Annotated in this window: 13 protein-coding genes; 10 read left to right on the top strand and 3 right to left on the bottom strand. The window is 34.7% G+C overall.

Annotated features, from left to right (window positions below):
• Positions 1-10 precede the first annotated feature (10 nt).
• Positions 11-1,297, top strand: coding sequence for a GTPase ObgE (gene obgE, locus COE53_RS05525; protein ID WP_091022733.1), 1,287 nt, complete (start codon positions 11-13; stop codon positions 1,295-1,297).
• A gap of 542 nt (positions 1,298-1,839) precedes the next feature.
• On the opposite strand, the gene COE53_RS05520 is transcribed toward obgE, so the two are convergent.
• Positions 1,840-2,382 (bottom strand): transcription repressor NadR, encoded by a 543-nt coding sequence (locus COE53_RS05520; RefSeq protein WP_069035174.1) that lies wholly within the window; start codon positions 2,380-2,382, stop codon positions 1,840-1,842.
• An 8-nt stretch (positions 2,383-2,390) separates the two neighbouring features.
• The gene (locus COE53_RS05515) at positions 2,391-3,545 is read right to left on the bottom strand and encodes an IscS subfamily cysteine desulfurase (RefSeq protein ID WP_483295423.1); all 1,155 of its coding nucleotides are present in this window, start codon (positions 3,543-3,545) and stop codon (positions 2,391-2,393) included.
• 114 nt (positions 3,546-3,659) lie between these two features.
• Between COE53_RS05515 and nadB the strand changes: the two genes are divergently transcribed.
• The 8 genes from nadB (at position 3,660) to COE53_RS05475 (ending at position 12,603) form a co-directional block, all read left to right on the top strand.
• Positions 3,660-5,141 (top strand): L-aspartate oxidase, encoded by a 1,482-nt coding sequence (gene nadB / locus COE53_RS05510; RefSeq protein ID WP_098947544.1) that lies wholly within the window; start codon positions 3,660-3,662, stop codon positions 5,139-5,141.
• A gap of 12 nt (positions 5,142-5,153) precedes the next feature.
• On the top strand, positions 5,154-5,981 hold the full coding sequence (gene nadC / locus COE53_RS05505) for a carboxylating nicotinate-nucleotide diphosphorylase (RefSeq protein ID WP_098947543.1): 828 nt from the start codon (positions 5,154-5,156) through the stop codon (positions 5,979-5,981).
• A gap of 24 nt (positions 5,982-6,005) precedes the next feature.
• Positions 6,006-7,115, top strand: a complete 1,110-nt coding sequence (nadA, locus tag COE53_RS05500) for a quinolinate synthase NadA (protein ID WP_025569222.1) — start codon at positions 6,006-6,008, stop codon at positions 7,113-7,115.
• A gap of 211 nt (positions 7,116-7,326) precedes the next feature.
• Complete coding sequence (locus COE53_RS05495; RefSeq protein ID WP_142350395.1) at positions 7,327-9,585, top strand: LysM peptidoglycan-binding domain-containing protein; 2,259 nt, start codon at positions 7,327-7,329, stop codon at positions 9,583-9,585.
• 243 nt (positions 9,586-9,828) lie between these two features.
• Complete coding sequence (locus COE53_RS05490) at positions 9,829-10,602, top strand: YhcN/YlaJ family sporulation lipoprotein (RefSeq protein WP_069035170.1); 774 nt, start codon at positions 9,829-9,831, stop codon at positions 10,600-10,602.
• A gap of 207 nt (positions 10,603-10,809) precedes the next feature.
• Entirely contained in the window at positions 10,810-11,385 is a 576-nt protein-coding gene (locus COE53_RS05485) for a TetR/AcrR family transcriptional regulator (protein WP_098947541.1), read from the top strand.
• 33 nt (positions 11,386-11,418) lie between these two features.
• Positions 11,419-11,877 carry a GNAT family N-acetyltransferase gene (locus COE53_RS05480; RefSeq protein WP_286162536.1) on the top strand — a complete coding sequence of 153 codons (459 nt, stop codon included), beginning with the start codon at positions 11,419-11,421 and terminating at the stop codon, positions 11,875-11,877.
• A 216-nt stretch (positions 11,878-12,093) separates the two neighbouring features.
• The gene (locus COE53_RS05475) at positions 12,094-12,603 is read left to right on the top strand and encodes a BofC C-terminal domain-containing protein (protein ID WP_175495599.1); all 510 of its coding nucleotides are present in this window, start codon (positions 12,094-12,096) and stop codon (positions 12,601-12,603) included.
• A 69-nt stretch (positions 12,604-12,672) separates the two neighbouring features.
• On the opposite strand, the gene COE53_RS05470 is transcribed toward COE53_RS05475, so the two are convergent.
• Positions 12,673-13,284: a GNAT family N-acetyltransferase gene (locus COE53_RS05470; protein WP_091022855.1), complete on the bottom strand. Its 612-nt coding sequence runs from the start codon at positions 13,282-13,284 to the stop codon at positions 12,673-12,675.
• 194 nt (positions 13,285-13,478) lie between these two features.
• On the opposite strand from COE53_RS05470, the gene ruvA reads away from it, so the two are divergent.
• Positions 13,479-14,096, top strand: a complete 618-nt coding sequence (gene ruvA / locus COE53_RS05465) for a Holliday junction branch migration protein RuvA (RefSeq protein ID WP_091022719.1) — start codon at positions 13,479-13,481, stop codon at positions 14,094-14,096.
• The last annotated feature ends 5 nt before the right edge of the window (positions 14,097-14,101 follow it).

Below are 14,101 nucleotides of genomic sequence, written 5' to 3'. Positions count from 1 at the left end.
TGGTGGATGTATGTTTATTGATCAAGTCAAGATATATGTAAAAGGTGGAGACGGTGGAAACGGTATGGTAGCCTTCCGTCGTGAAAAATATGTTCCAAAAGGTGGCCCTGCTGGTGGAGACGGTGGTAGGGGAGCTAATGTTGTATTTAAAGTGGATGAAGGCTTAAGAACATTAATGGATTTCCGTTATAAACGTCATTTTAAAGCTGATCGTGGTCAACATGGTATGTCTAAAAATCAACATGGTAAAAATGCAGAAGATATGATTGTAAAAGTACCACCTGGGACGATCGTAACAGATGCTGATTCAGGTGAATTAATAGCTGACCTTACAATGGATGGTCAAACAGCTATTATTGCACGAGGAGGCCGTGGAGGCCGTGGAAATAGTCGATTTGCAACGCCTGCAAATCCAGCTCCAGAAATAGCTGAAAATGGTGAGCCAGGTAAGGAAAGAAACATTAAACTAGAACTTAAAGTTTTAGCTGATGTTGGATTAGTTGGTTTCCCAAGTGTTGGTAAATCAACATTACTTTCTGTTGTAAGTTCTGCTAGACCAAAAATCGCTGAATATCATTTTACAACAATTGTTCCTAATTTAGGTGTTGTAGAAACTGAAGATAATCGTAGTTTTGTAATGGCCGATTTACCAGGGTTAATTGAAGGAGCACATCAAGGTGTTGGACTTGGGCATCAATTCCTACGTCATATTGAAAGAACACGTGTAATTGTTCATGTAATAGATATGTCAGGTCTTGAAGGCAGAGACCCATATGATGATTACTTAACAATTAATCAAGAGCTAAAAGAATATAATTTACGTTTAACTGAACGACCTCAAGTAGTCGTTGCAAATAAAATGGATATTCCAGAAGCTGAAGAAAACTTAATTAAATTTAAAGAGCAAGTTGGAGATGAAGTTCAAATTTTCCCAATTTCTGCGGTAACACGTCAAGGTTTACGTGATTTACTATTTACAGTTGCAGATTTAGTTGAAACAACTCCAGAATTCCCACTTCATGACGAAGAGGAAGACAAACCATTACGAGTTCTTTATAAATATCAAAAAGAAGAACCTACTTTTGAGATTACTCGTGAAAGTGATGGAACGTTCGTCGTTAAAGGTGAAGAGCTTGAAAAGATATTCAAAATGACTAACTTTGAACGCGAAGAGTCAATTCGTCGATTTGCACGTCAAATGCGTGGAATGGGGATTGATGAAGCACTACGTCAACGTGGCGCGAAAAACGGAGATATCGTTAAAATTTCTGAATACGAATTCGAATTTATCGATTAATAATTCCTTTATAAAAAGAGGGTGTCCAAGTGGAACACCCTCTTTCTTATTTATTCATAAATAAAATGCTGCAAATATGACTTGTAAGATCGCAATTAAGAAGTCTCTCTCGCAATTGACTAGTGAAATGCAAATAAATTTCGAGAATCGCAAATAAAATTGACACAATCGCAATTAAAATTCAACAATCACAAATAAAATTAGCAAAACTACAAATAAATTCCCACAAATCGCAAATAAGATAAAGTTTTACCCATACTAGTAAAGGTATATTGACTTAAAATTGAACAAAAATAAGGCCCATTAAAAGGAAAAGGATCAAATTCACACAGATTTTTCTATTTCGACTAAAAAATTGTTTAAAGCTTGCTGAAATGATCATCAACAAGACCAAAAACAAAAATACAATAAAAGCCTGAATGTGATACCCCAGATCTACAATAAAAAAAGGATGCCCATATGTCCCTTACTCTGACACATGAGACAGCCCCTTTATTGTTTAATCAAAGAAATCTACCAATTCAAACCACTTAAACCTTCACTTAAGGTATGTCTACCAAAAAACCTTCATTTTTTAATTGTAAGATCGCACTATTAAGTTGCTGTTCACTATCTGCCTCGATCGTATGAAGATGTGTTCCATTTGTTAAATTAGAAAGTGGGACGGAGCTAGTTTCTCCCATTTTTTGAAGAAATAAGCTTATATCATAACGGTTCGCAATTTGTAATTGGGCTGTGATATATCCATAGACAGGATGTTCAACCATTACATCTTTAACTGTAACACCGTGATCGACTAATATTTCTAGTTCTTTTTGCGTGTCTTCAGCTGTATGGTGACAAATAATTACTTTTCTAATTTTGTTCGTTTCCTTATTAGGATGTATATAAATATAACCTTGTGCAGTTGCTAGTATTGGCTCATTTTTCGCTTTTAAAAGTGTAATATCACCTACAACAACTTGTCGACTAACATTTGCTCTTTTAGCTAAGGAATTGCCTGATAAGGGCGACTCAGACTCCTTTAACCATTGTAATACTTTCTTTCTTCTTTCTTCCCCTAAAAGTTTTTTATTCATTTTAATTTCCTCGATTAAAAGTTTTGATTAATGATTAATTTTAACACAGATGAAAATTTGACTAAATCTTCTTTTGTTGTTTGTTTCCCGACTGAAACTCTGAAGAATTGTTTTGCTTCATGAGGGTCTCTTCCGATTGCTAACATCGTTTCTGAAGGTTTCTGCATGCCAATTGCACAGGCACTTCCTGTTGAAATGGCAAATTGATGTCGATTGCATTCAAGCATGACAAACTGGCCTTCAAGTCCAATGATCCTCATTCCAATTATATTTGGAATACACTCTCCATCAGAACCTTCAAATTTTACAAGATGTTGAACATCTTGTAATTGTGATTTTAAAACATTTTTTAAATAGTGACATCTCTTTTGCTCTTCGTCTTGATTTTTTATGATATGACCAGCCGCTGTTACGAATGATGCAATTGCTGGGACATTAACAGTACCGGGACGAATCCCACTTTCATGAGATGTACCGGGATAGATTGGTTGACAAGTTAATTTAGGATTTAAATAAAGGGCTCCGATCCCTTTTGGTCCATATAATTTATGACCTGAAATACTAAGACTAGAAATTTCATATTTTGAGACATCTATTGCTATTTTTCCAAATGATTGTACACAATCGCAATGGAGTAAAATATTTGATGAATTAAATAAATTTGCAATCTCGTTAATCGGTTGAATAGCTCCAATTTCAGAATTGACATGTTGAAAAATGCCCAATACAGTATCTTCGCGAATTGCATTTTCAATCACTTCTAAGGATATAATCCCGCTATTTGTAACTGGTAAATAAGTAACTTCATATCCTTGTTCTTCCAGTACTTTTAAATAATTGCTAATTGAAGAATGCTCTAATGTTGTGGTTAATATGTGTTTTCCGACTTTTTTTGTACTCTTTAAGAGGGTTTGAATAGCAATTAAATTTGATTCAGTTCCTCCACTTGTAAAGTAAATTGAAGCGGGGCTAGCATTTATAAATCCTGCTAATTGCTTGCGGCATGCTTCAAGTAACAGTGATGCCTTTGAGCCAATATCATGTAAACTTCGCTCATTTCCAAAGTAATTTTTAGAGGCAGTGACGAATGTCTCAATGGCTTCTTCACTCATTGGAGTTGTAGCAGCATAGTCTAAATAAATCAAATTAAAGTCTCCTTTTTTACTCATTAAAAAAAAATTTCTTGTCATTAGTTTAAATATATGTAAATATAGGTGTCAAGACAGCTTTTTTATCTATAAGATAAAATTTAAATAGATGAACTGTAAATGGAGGGGGCAACTATGCGAACTGCAGACGTTGTCATTATTGGCAGTGGGATTGCTGCATTAATGGCTGCTGAGGAAATTTGTCAGTCTAAAAATGTGATTCTATTCACAAAGAAAAAAATTTGGGACAGCAATTCGATGCTTGCACAAGGTGGAATTGCAGCTGTAATGTCTGATGATGATTCTTGGGAACTTCATAAACAAGATACGCTCGAAGCGGGTTGTAATGTAAATAATATAGAAGCAGTAGAAGAACTAGTAAAGAACGGAACAACATCTATGAAGGATCTTGTTTCTATTGGCATGGAATTTGATAAAGATGAATTAGGTCAGTTTCATCTTGGTAGAGAAGGAGCGCATCGGAAAAATAGAATTTTACATTCTGGCGGAGATGCCACTGGAAAGCATTTAGTTGAAACTGTTTATGCACGGATAAAAGAGAAAATAACGATTATTGAAAATGAAATGGTAATTGATTTAATCATACAAGATGGAAAATGTAAGGGTGTTTATATACTTAATGAAAATGGGGAATTAGAATCCTGTTTTGCAAACACAACACTTCTGGCGACTGGCGGTATTGGGGCAATGTATCAATTTAGTTCTAATAATAAGGCCATAACCGGAGATGGAATTGCTATGGCATATCGAGCAGGTTGTGAGATGGCTGATTTGGAATTTATTCAATTTCATCCTACCATGCTTTATATTAATGGGGCATGTAAGGGTCTAGTATCAGAAGCTGTTAGAGGTGAAGGAGCTTTTTTAGTAACGAAAACTGGTCGTCGCATTATGAAAGGAATTCATCCATTTGAAGATTTAGCACCAAGAGATGTTGTTAGTAGGGCGATTTTTAATGAAATGCAAAACGGGGAAGAAATCTATTTATCGATCGAAATGATTGATGGATTTGAACAACGTTTCCCAACAATTACTGCCAATCTTATTAATAATGGAATTGATTTACAAAAAGGATTGATTCCTGTTGTTCCAGGTGCACATTTCCACATGGGTGGGGTAAAGACATCTGCAAATGGAGAAACGACTATTCCAGGATTGTATGCAGTAGGAGAGGTTGCTTGTACAGGTGTACATGGTGCAAACCGACTTGCTAGTAATTCTTTATTAGAAGGGATTGTGTTTGGTAAAAAGGTTGCGAAATTTATAGCTGACCTTCCTTTATCTAAAATAAATGAGAACCCACCAAAATACATGATACCAAGATTTAGAATCTTACCTAAAAAAGATGAAATTAAAGAAATAATGATGAAATATATCGGTATTGTAAGAAATGAAGACGATTTAAATAAAGCAATCACATATTTTTCTTACTTTTTAGAGTCTAAAACAGTTGATTCACGCCCGATGAACAAAGAGGAACTAGAAAGATACAATATGTTAATGACTGGAAAACTAATTGCAGAAGCTGCTATAAGAAGAAAAGAAAGCATCGGCTCACATTTTATAGAATATATAGATCAACCAGCTAATATTTGAGGAGAGAAATTCATGAATACATTAAAAGCTAAAAAAATGATTGAGCAATTTTTACTAGAGGATATTGGGGAAGGGGATCTATCCTCAATTCATATTTTTCCAATGCATGAAAGAACAACTGGAAAAGTACTTGCTAAGGCAGATGGAGTAATTGCGGGAACGGATTTAATCGAAATAACGTATAAATTACTTCATGATGATATAAAAGTAACACTGCACGTTAAAGATGGTGAATCTGTTCAGGCAGGGCAGCTAATTGCAGAAGTAGAAGGACCAGTTCAAGTGTTATTATCAGGTGAAAGAGTTATGCTTAATCTTTTACAACGAATGAGTGGGATTGCAACGCTTACTTCAAAAGCAGTTGAAACATTAAACGACGAGAAAATCAAACTTGTCGATACAAGAAAAACGATGCCAGGTTTACGTTTGTTTGATAAGTATGCAGTTACTTGCGGTGGAGGAGCGAACCATCGTTTCGGTTTATATGATGCAGTGATGCTTAAAGATAATCATATTGCTTACGCAGGTTCAATTAAAAATGCTGTTGATTCATTACGAAATAAATTAGGTCATATGGTCAAAATTGAAGTCGAGACTGAAAACAAAGATCAAGTTCTTCAAGCTATTGAAGCGGGTGCCGATGTCATTATGTTTGATAATCGTACGCCAGATGAAATAAAAGAATTCGTTAAGCTTGTTCCAGAAACGATTGTAACTGAAGCTTCTGGTGGAATTACTTTAGATAATTTAGCAAGTTTTCAAAACTGTGGTGTAAATGTTATTTCTTTAGGCTGTTTAACACATTCGGCAAAAGCATTAGATATAAGCTTCTACTTGTAATAAAGAGGGATTGGAGTGGGGAAAATGAACGTTTTAGATATGATACAAAAAAATGAAGGATATCAAATTCCTGATGAGTACTATACATTATCAACTGAGGAAATGGAAAAAAGAGTAAAAGATATAAAAGAGAGATTAGGTGATGCTCTTTTCATTCCAGGTCATCATTATCAAAAGGAAGAAGTTGTCGTTTTTTCAGATTCGACTGGAGATTCTCTACAACTTGCTCAAGTTGCTGCTAATAATAAAAAGGCGAAGTATATTGTATTCTGTGGAGTTCATTTTATGGCAGAGACCGCAGATATTTTAACGGAAGACGAACAGATTGTTATTTTACCTGATATGAGAGCAGGCTGTTCAATGGCAGATATGGCAGATCATCATCAAACTGATCGTGCATGGGTAGAGTTACAAAAGCTTTTTGGAGACACGATTTTACCGTTAACATATGTTAATTCAACTGCTGCTATTAAAGCGTTTGTCGGTAGAAATGATGGGGCAACCGTAACTTCATCTAATGCTAAAAAGGTTGTTTCATGGGCTTTTACACAAAAAGAACGTATTTTATTCCTACCTGATCAACATTTAGGTAGAAACACAGCATTTGAATTAGGTGTACCATTAGAGCATATGGCAATTTGGAATCCAATAACGGATACTTTAGAATATGAGGGCGATCTAAATAACATTAAAGTAATACTTTGGAAAGGTCACTGCTCGGTTCATGAAAATTTTACAGTGAAAAATATTGAGAATGTACGAAAAAATCATCCAGATATGAGAATTATTGTGCATCCAGAATGTTCAAGAGAAGTTGTAGCAGCAAGTGATGACAATGGATCTACGAAATATATTATTGACCAAATTGAAGCTGCTCCTGCAGGAAGTAAATGGGCAATTGGAACTGAGATGAATCTGGTTCAAAGAATTATTAAAAATCATCCTGATAAGGAGATTATTTCATTAAATCCATTTATGTGTCCTTGTTTAACGATGAATCGTATCGATTTACCACATTTATTGTGGTCTTTAGAAAATATCGAAAAAGGTAATATCCAAAATATTATTACAGTTGATAAACAAACTGCAAAAGATGCAATTAAGGCATTAGATAAAATGCTTGAGCTTGCTTAAAAATTAAATAGCAAAAAAATAAAATCATTTAGTTCAATATGAGCTAAATGATTTTTTTATAGAAAAAACAAGAATAAAGTAAATACTTATACAAGCTTACTCGTCATAAATTAAAATACCTTCTATCATAAATACAAATATTCAGACATACATTGTTGTGAGGTACTAATGTACAATCCAACGTAGAGGCAATTGGTCAGGAGGGGAAAAGGTGAGAATTCACATAGTAATAAAGGGCGATACCCTTAAGAGCATTGCTCAAAAATATAACATCGACTACGAAGAGATCGTTAAATTAAATGCCCAACTAAGTAATCCAGATATGATCTATCCTGGCATGAAAATAAAAGTGCCAGAAAGGGGAGAAAAACCAGCCCCATTAGGTTCTAAAAAGGAGGTACAGCAACCTAAGCCAAGTGTTGCTTTGGAGGTAGAAGAAGGAAATGTTCAACCTGTAGCTCAGACACAACCTGCTGTCATGCCGAATACAAAGCCAGTTGATAATAATTTGAATATTAATGTAGAGGTTACACCGACAGTAAAACCTGTAATTCAGGTACCTATTCCACCTGCGAAACCGACTGTATCACCTGCGACAAATAATGCGAATCAACAAGTATCTCCTGTTCAAACTGGAAAACCAAATGCGAACATACCGCAAGTTGTTTCGCCAGTGGCAGTTAAAAATCCGATAAATGAAAATAAATCAAATGTGAACACCAAGGGAGGACAAAGCATGTCAGAGAAAAAGAACTACTTCCCAGGATCATTGGTTTCTCCGTCAACACCAAATCCGCAAGTATCACCAGCGGAAACAGGAAAACCAAATCAACAAGTATCGCCAGTAGCAACAGGAAAACCAAATCAACAAGTATCACCAGTAGCAACAGGAAAACCAAATGTGCAAGTATCACCAGTAGCAACAGGAAAACCAAATGTGCAAGTATCACCAGTATCAACTGGAAAACCGAAAGAGCAAGTCTTACCAGTAGCAACAGGAAAACCGAATATGCAAGTATCACCGGTATCAACAGGAAAACCAAATATGCAAGTATCACCAGTATCAACAGGAAAGCCAAATATGCAAGTATCACCAGTATCAACAGGGAAACCAAATATGCAAGTTTCACCTGCAGCAACAGGAAAACCAAATATGCAAGTGTCACCAGTGGCAACGGGAAAACCGAATATGCAAGTATCGCCAGTATCAACAGGAAAACCAAATGCGCAAGTATCACCAGTAGCTACTAACAAAGCACAAACATTACCAGCCTATATGGGGCCAAATAATGCAGCACAAACTTTACCAGCTTATATGGGACCAAACGCACCACAAACACTACCAGCATACTCAGGACCGAATGTACCGCAAACATTACCAGCATATATGGGGCCAAATCCAAACGCAGCTCAAACGCTACCAGCATATGTAGGACCAAACCCAAACGCAGCCCAAACGTTACCAGCATATGCAGCACCAAATCCAAACGCAGCCCAAACATTACCAGCATACATGGGACCGAACGGAAATTTCCCACAAACATTACCAGCATATATGGGACCAAATGAAAACTTCCCACAAACAATGCCGGCCTATATGGGACCAAACGCAAACTTCCCACAAACAATGCCAGCATATATGGGACCAAACGCAAACTTCCCTCAAACATTACCGGCCTATATGGGACCAAACGCTGGCTTCCCATATTATCCACGAGGTGAAGGAGGGGCATTACCAACATTACCGAGTTTTGGAGCTATGCCGATGTTGCCAGGAGGAGAAGTAACAGGAGCGACTGGAGGAGTGCCAGTAGCACCAGTTCCGCCAACTGCGATGCCAATGCCATTACCTGCACCTGTTCCAACACCTTTACCAGCACCAATGCCAGGAAATACTGGGCAAACAATGCCATCGTATATGGGACCGAATCCAAATACAGGCCAAACGCTACCAGCCTATATGGGACCGAATCCGAATTTAGCTCAAACATTACCGGCATACATGGGACCGAACGGAAATTTCCCACAAACATTACCAGCCTATATGGGACCAAATGAAAATTTCCCAGCAACAATGCCGGCATATATGGGACCAAATGAAAACTTCCCAGCAACAATGCCAGCATACATGGGACCAAACGCAAACTTCCCAGCAACAATGCCAGCATACATGGGACCAAACGCAAATTTCCCAGCAACAATGCCAGCATACATGGGACCAAACGCAAACTTCCCACAAACAATGCCAGCATATATGGGACCAAATGAAAACTTCCCACAAACATTGCCAGCTATGGACTATCCAAAGTTCCAAGGCGGACCAGTTGTTTCACCGTATGCTACTGGACCGGCACCAATGTATCGTGATGCATCAGAACCTTATTTTGATCCAAATTCGCAATTATTTACTCCTTATGCACAAAATCAGTCTTCATACGGAGTGCCATATTTTGAGGAAGATGAACAATAATGAATTTTATTTAAAAAGGCGATTATTTTCTAATCGTCTTTTTTTTATTTTAACTATTTCATACTGGAATTAATTGGAGTAGAAATTAAGTTCACATGTAATAGCCTATAAAGGCTACTTTTTTACTTAAAATGAGTTTCAAACCATCTATTAACAATTTAAAATCCACCTAAAAAGGTCAACCTAACTTTGTAATACAACTTTGGTATTACAATTGGGTGTAAATAAAGGGAGGGTTTTATATTGAATAAAAAAGGTCTTATCGTTGCTACAGGTACGGTGCTAACAGCTTTAACATTATCTGCTTGTGGAACAAACAATAATGCCATGAATGACCATAAAAGAAATGTTGGTTATGAAAAAGTAAACTTCAATAGACCGACAAACCCTTATGCTGTTAATTATCGTTATGAAAACGTAAACTATCCTAATAACCAAGATTATTTCACAAAGAAAAATAATCACTACGGAAATGATCGTATAAATGAAGGTTTAAGTAGTGAGTATTCTAATGATGGCGTTATCCATGACGGAACGTATGGAAGAAATGTCAACAATATGAATAGAAACTACAACATGGATCAAGTTCGCTATAATAACGATCTAAATACAGCTCCTCTTGTACCATATACAAATATTAGTACAAACACTAATATGAATGCGGGTGAACGAAAGTTTGCTGACCAAATTTCTAAACGAGTAGAACAAATGTCAAATGTATCCAAAGCAAGCACGGTTGCTGTTGGTGATCAGGTTCTTGTTGCAGTAGATTTGGTAAATAAAAATGTTGATGAAAGCGCATTTAGATCAAAAATTAAAGACGCTTTATCACCATACACTAGTGGTAAAAAAGTATATGTAACATTCGATGGAACAATTAGAAATAATTTAAATAACATTACAAATAATGTTCCAAATGCCACTAAAAATGTATTATACGATACAAAACAAAATGTTAAACATATGTATCGTAATGTAAAAAATGATGTGAAGGATGCAACTAATCCAAACCGATAAATAATAATTTTTTACATTGAAAAGGAAGAAGCTCTTGCTTCTTCCTTTTTTAAAATTTCAGTTTAGGGACAATTCCCAAAGATTAGTTACTTTTAGTTCTTAGAATTGTTAAATAATTCGTTTGATGAGGGTTCAACAATATGGTAAAGTGATTTTTATATTGACCAAAAGTTTGAAATGGTCAATTGGGTAACAAGAGAAGTTGAGGTGAGTTTTTTGAAAAAGCAAAATATTTTACAAGCTGCCACAAAGTCATTTACCATTTTTGGCTATAAAGCAACTACAATGAGTCAAATCGCAAAACAGGCAAATGTTGGAAAGGGAACGATTTATACTTTCTTTAAAAATAAAGAAGAATTGTTTGATGAAATCATCAATAATTTGATTACTGAAATGAAATTTTTAGCTGAACAATCCATTCGTGATGAAGATTCATTCATTGAAAAAGCACATAAAGGAATTGAAGTTTTTATAGCCTTTCATAATGAACATGAATTAACAATAAAGTTACTTCAGGAACAAAAAGAAATTGGAACGACTATAGTACATGACGCTTTAAAACGATTGAATCATTCAATCATTCTATACATACAGAAAAAAATTGAAGAAGCAATAGAAAAGAAAGAAATTGTTGAATGTGATCCCGAAATCACCGCTTTAGTCATGTTTCGACTTTATACAACACTTAAAATCGAATGGGAGAAAGAGCATGTAGCACTAAGTCCTAAAAAAATTACAGAGTTATTTAACTTTTATATCCTAAATGGCTTATCAAAAGCGTAGGAGTAAGGTCAGAGGATTAGGAGGAGAAAATTTTTGATTTTAAAACTAGACAATAAAGATAAAAAAATGGCAAATTCAATTTTAAATGTACAGTTACCTGCATATATGGAAGAGGCAAAGTTAATCAATTTTGAAGGAATACCACAATTAAAGGACAATGTCGAAAGTATTAGAGATTCCAAAGAAGTCTTTATCGGTTATGTGATTGAACATGATTTAAAAGGATTTTTGGCCTATTCAGAAGGCGATAATGAATATCAAATATGTAGATTGGTAGTACATCCTAGTTGCTTTAAGCAGGGAATTGCAAGAAAATTAGTTCATTATTTTTTAAATGAAATTGCAAAAAAGAAAAAGGTAATTGTTTCAACAGGATCAGATAACCTACCAGCCATTAACTTATATAAAACTTTTGGTTTTAAATTTCATAAGAAAATTGAAGTGGCACCTAATTTTTTTATATCTCTATTTGAAAATCTATCTGATCATTAAAGATAAAATTACAAAGTTAAAAAGATAAGATTCTTTCATTAGAAAAGATGAAGATCATTAGCTTTCATCCCCCTTCCCTAAAGACAACGCTTTAGGGTTTTTTGTTTAGATATTTATGGCCATTTACTATAAAAATTTTAAACAGTTTGGATAAAGATAAAAGGAATGGTCAAACTAAAAAAGCTTGTATGATTTTGTCTAAAGGAGTGGATGTTTGTGAAAAAGTTCATTTTAATATTTGTTTGTTTACTAGCTTTATTAATACCGGCACAAACTGAAACATTGGCAGCTCATAATGATATTCATCCTAGTTCGAACAAAAAGGGGATTACAATCATTTTACATAAAGTCTATATAAACGGTGAAGTGATTGAAGAAATTTATATTAATCAACACAAAACCCTGGGGCAAGTCAAAAAAGAATTTAAGGGTTGGAAAGTCATAGAAGAAAATGATGATCAAATCGTATTAATGAAAAAAATTAATGATCTTTCTCCTACTTTAAAATCCAAAGGTTATTTAGGAATAAATTCAAATGGAGTTTTGAATTTATATATTGGAGCGCCAAGTGGTAATAATATTATTGAATCTTTTTTTCAAATAGATACGAATAAATTAGAAGTAAATAAACAAAAGCAGCTTGAGAGAGGGATTAAAATTTCGACCAAAAATCATTACGATTATCTATTACATTACTTAAAAGAGTATGAAAGAATCGTAAATTGAAATTCGTATTTCGACTGTGGTCAATCGGTAACGACTAACTAAATATAAAAAATAATCCACAAAGATGATTTATTTTCCTTGTGGATTTTTTGTATTTTTATGGATCAAGTCATTTTTCCGATCGCGAACTTCCTTTTCCTGAGCTCTTTCCCATTCGTTTCGCAAAATTGAATAAACATACGTATCATGCGCTGTACTACCTTGTATTAAATACTCACGTAGTAGACCTTCATTCGTAAATCCTATTTTTTCAAGGAGTTTTTGGGAAGGGAGATTTTCTGGATAAACGATTGCTCCAATTCGATTTAGTTGAAGAATATCAAATCCATATGATAATAATGCTTTTAAAGCTTCTGTCGCAAAACCTTTTCTCCAATAGTCTGGGTGTAGTTCATAGCCAACTTCTGCCCTTTTGTTTCGTTCTTGGTAGGCTGTAAATCCACAGGTTCCAATTAATTTGTTTGTTTCATTATCAATCATTCCCCAACGGATGCCATTGCGCGTTTCATACATTTCTCTAAAATAGTGAATTACGTCCAATACTTCACTACTATTTTTTAGTGCATCTAGTCCATAATATTTGGTGACATCTTCTCTTGATAAAATATTGAACATTCGATTAAGATCAGTGACTTTGATTTCTCTTAAATAAAGTCTCTCTGTAGTTAGAACTGGAAACATGTTCAAATCGAATAGCCTCCCTATGTATTTTCTTAAGTATCGAGCTTTTAAAAATTTGCTATATTTTTTAGTCATTTTTATATGAACTTTTTAGTTAAATCATATGTATAAAATTTTTATTTTCGACAGCCGACTATTTTTCTCCTTCTTCTATCTATGGTACAATGGAATACATGTAAAAAGGGGAGAAAACCATGTACGAATACATAATTGGAAAGATAGAATGGGTTGGACCAGAATATATTGTAATTGATCATAATGGAATGGGCTATCAATTATTTACACCTAATCCGTATGTTTTTAGACCTTCAAACGAAATCTTAAAAGTTTATACTCATCATTATGTAAGAGAAGATGTTATGATGTTATATGGTTTTAAAACACTAGATGAACGTACTTTATTTCAAAAATTGTTAAGTGTGTCAGGAATCGGACCTAAAGGTGCCTTGGCAATTGTTGCGACTGGAGAGCCAAATCAAATTGTTCATGCGATAGAAGAAGAGGACGAGGCATTTTTAACAAAATTTCCTGGTGTTGGTAAAAAGACAGCAAGACAGATGATCCTTGATTTAAAAGGTAAACTTGAAAAAGTCTTTGGAGCAGTTCAAGTCGATTTATTTACTGACATAGATGCTATTGAAGAGAAAGAAAGTGCAGCATCTTCATTAGATGATGCAATTGAAGCTTTAAAAGCATTAGGCTATGCAGAAAAAGAAGTTAAAAAGATCGTACCATTATTAAAGAATGAAAAACTTTCAACTGATGAATATATTAAAAAAGCACTTCAATTACTTTTGCAAGCTAAGAGGTGATGAAT

The sequence above is a fragment of the Bacillus sp. AFS029533 genome, assembly GCF_002585125.1.
In the GTDB taxonomy this organism is placed as follows: domain Bacteria; phylum Bacillota; class Bacilli; order Bacillales; family Bacillaceae_G; genus Gottfriedia; species Gottfriedia luciferensis_B.
The sequence above is the reverse complement of the archived record's forward strand: the minus strand, read 5'-3'. Positions and strand labels throughout refer to the sequence as shown.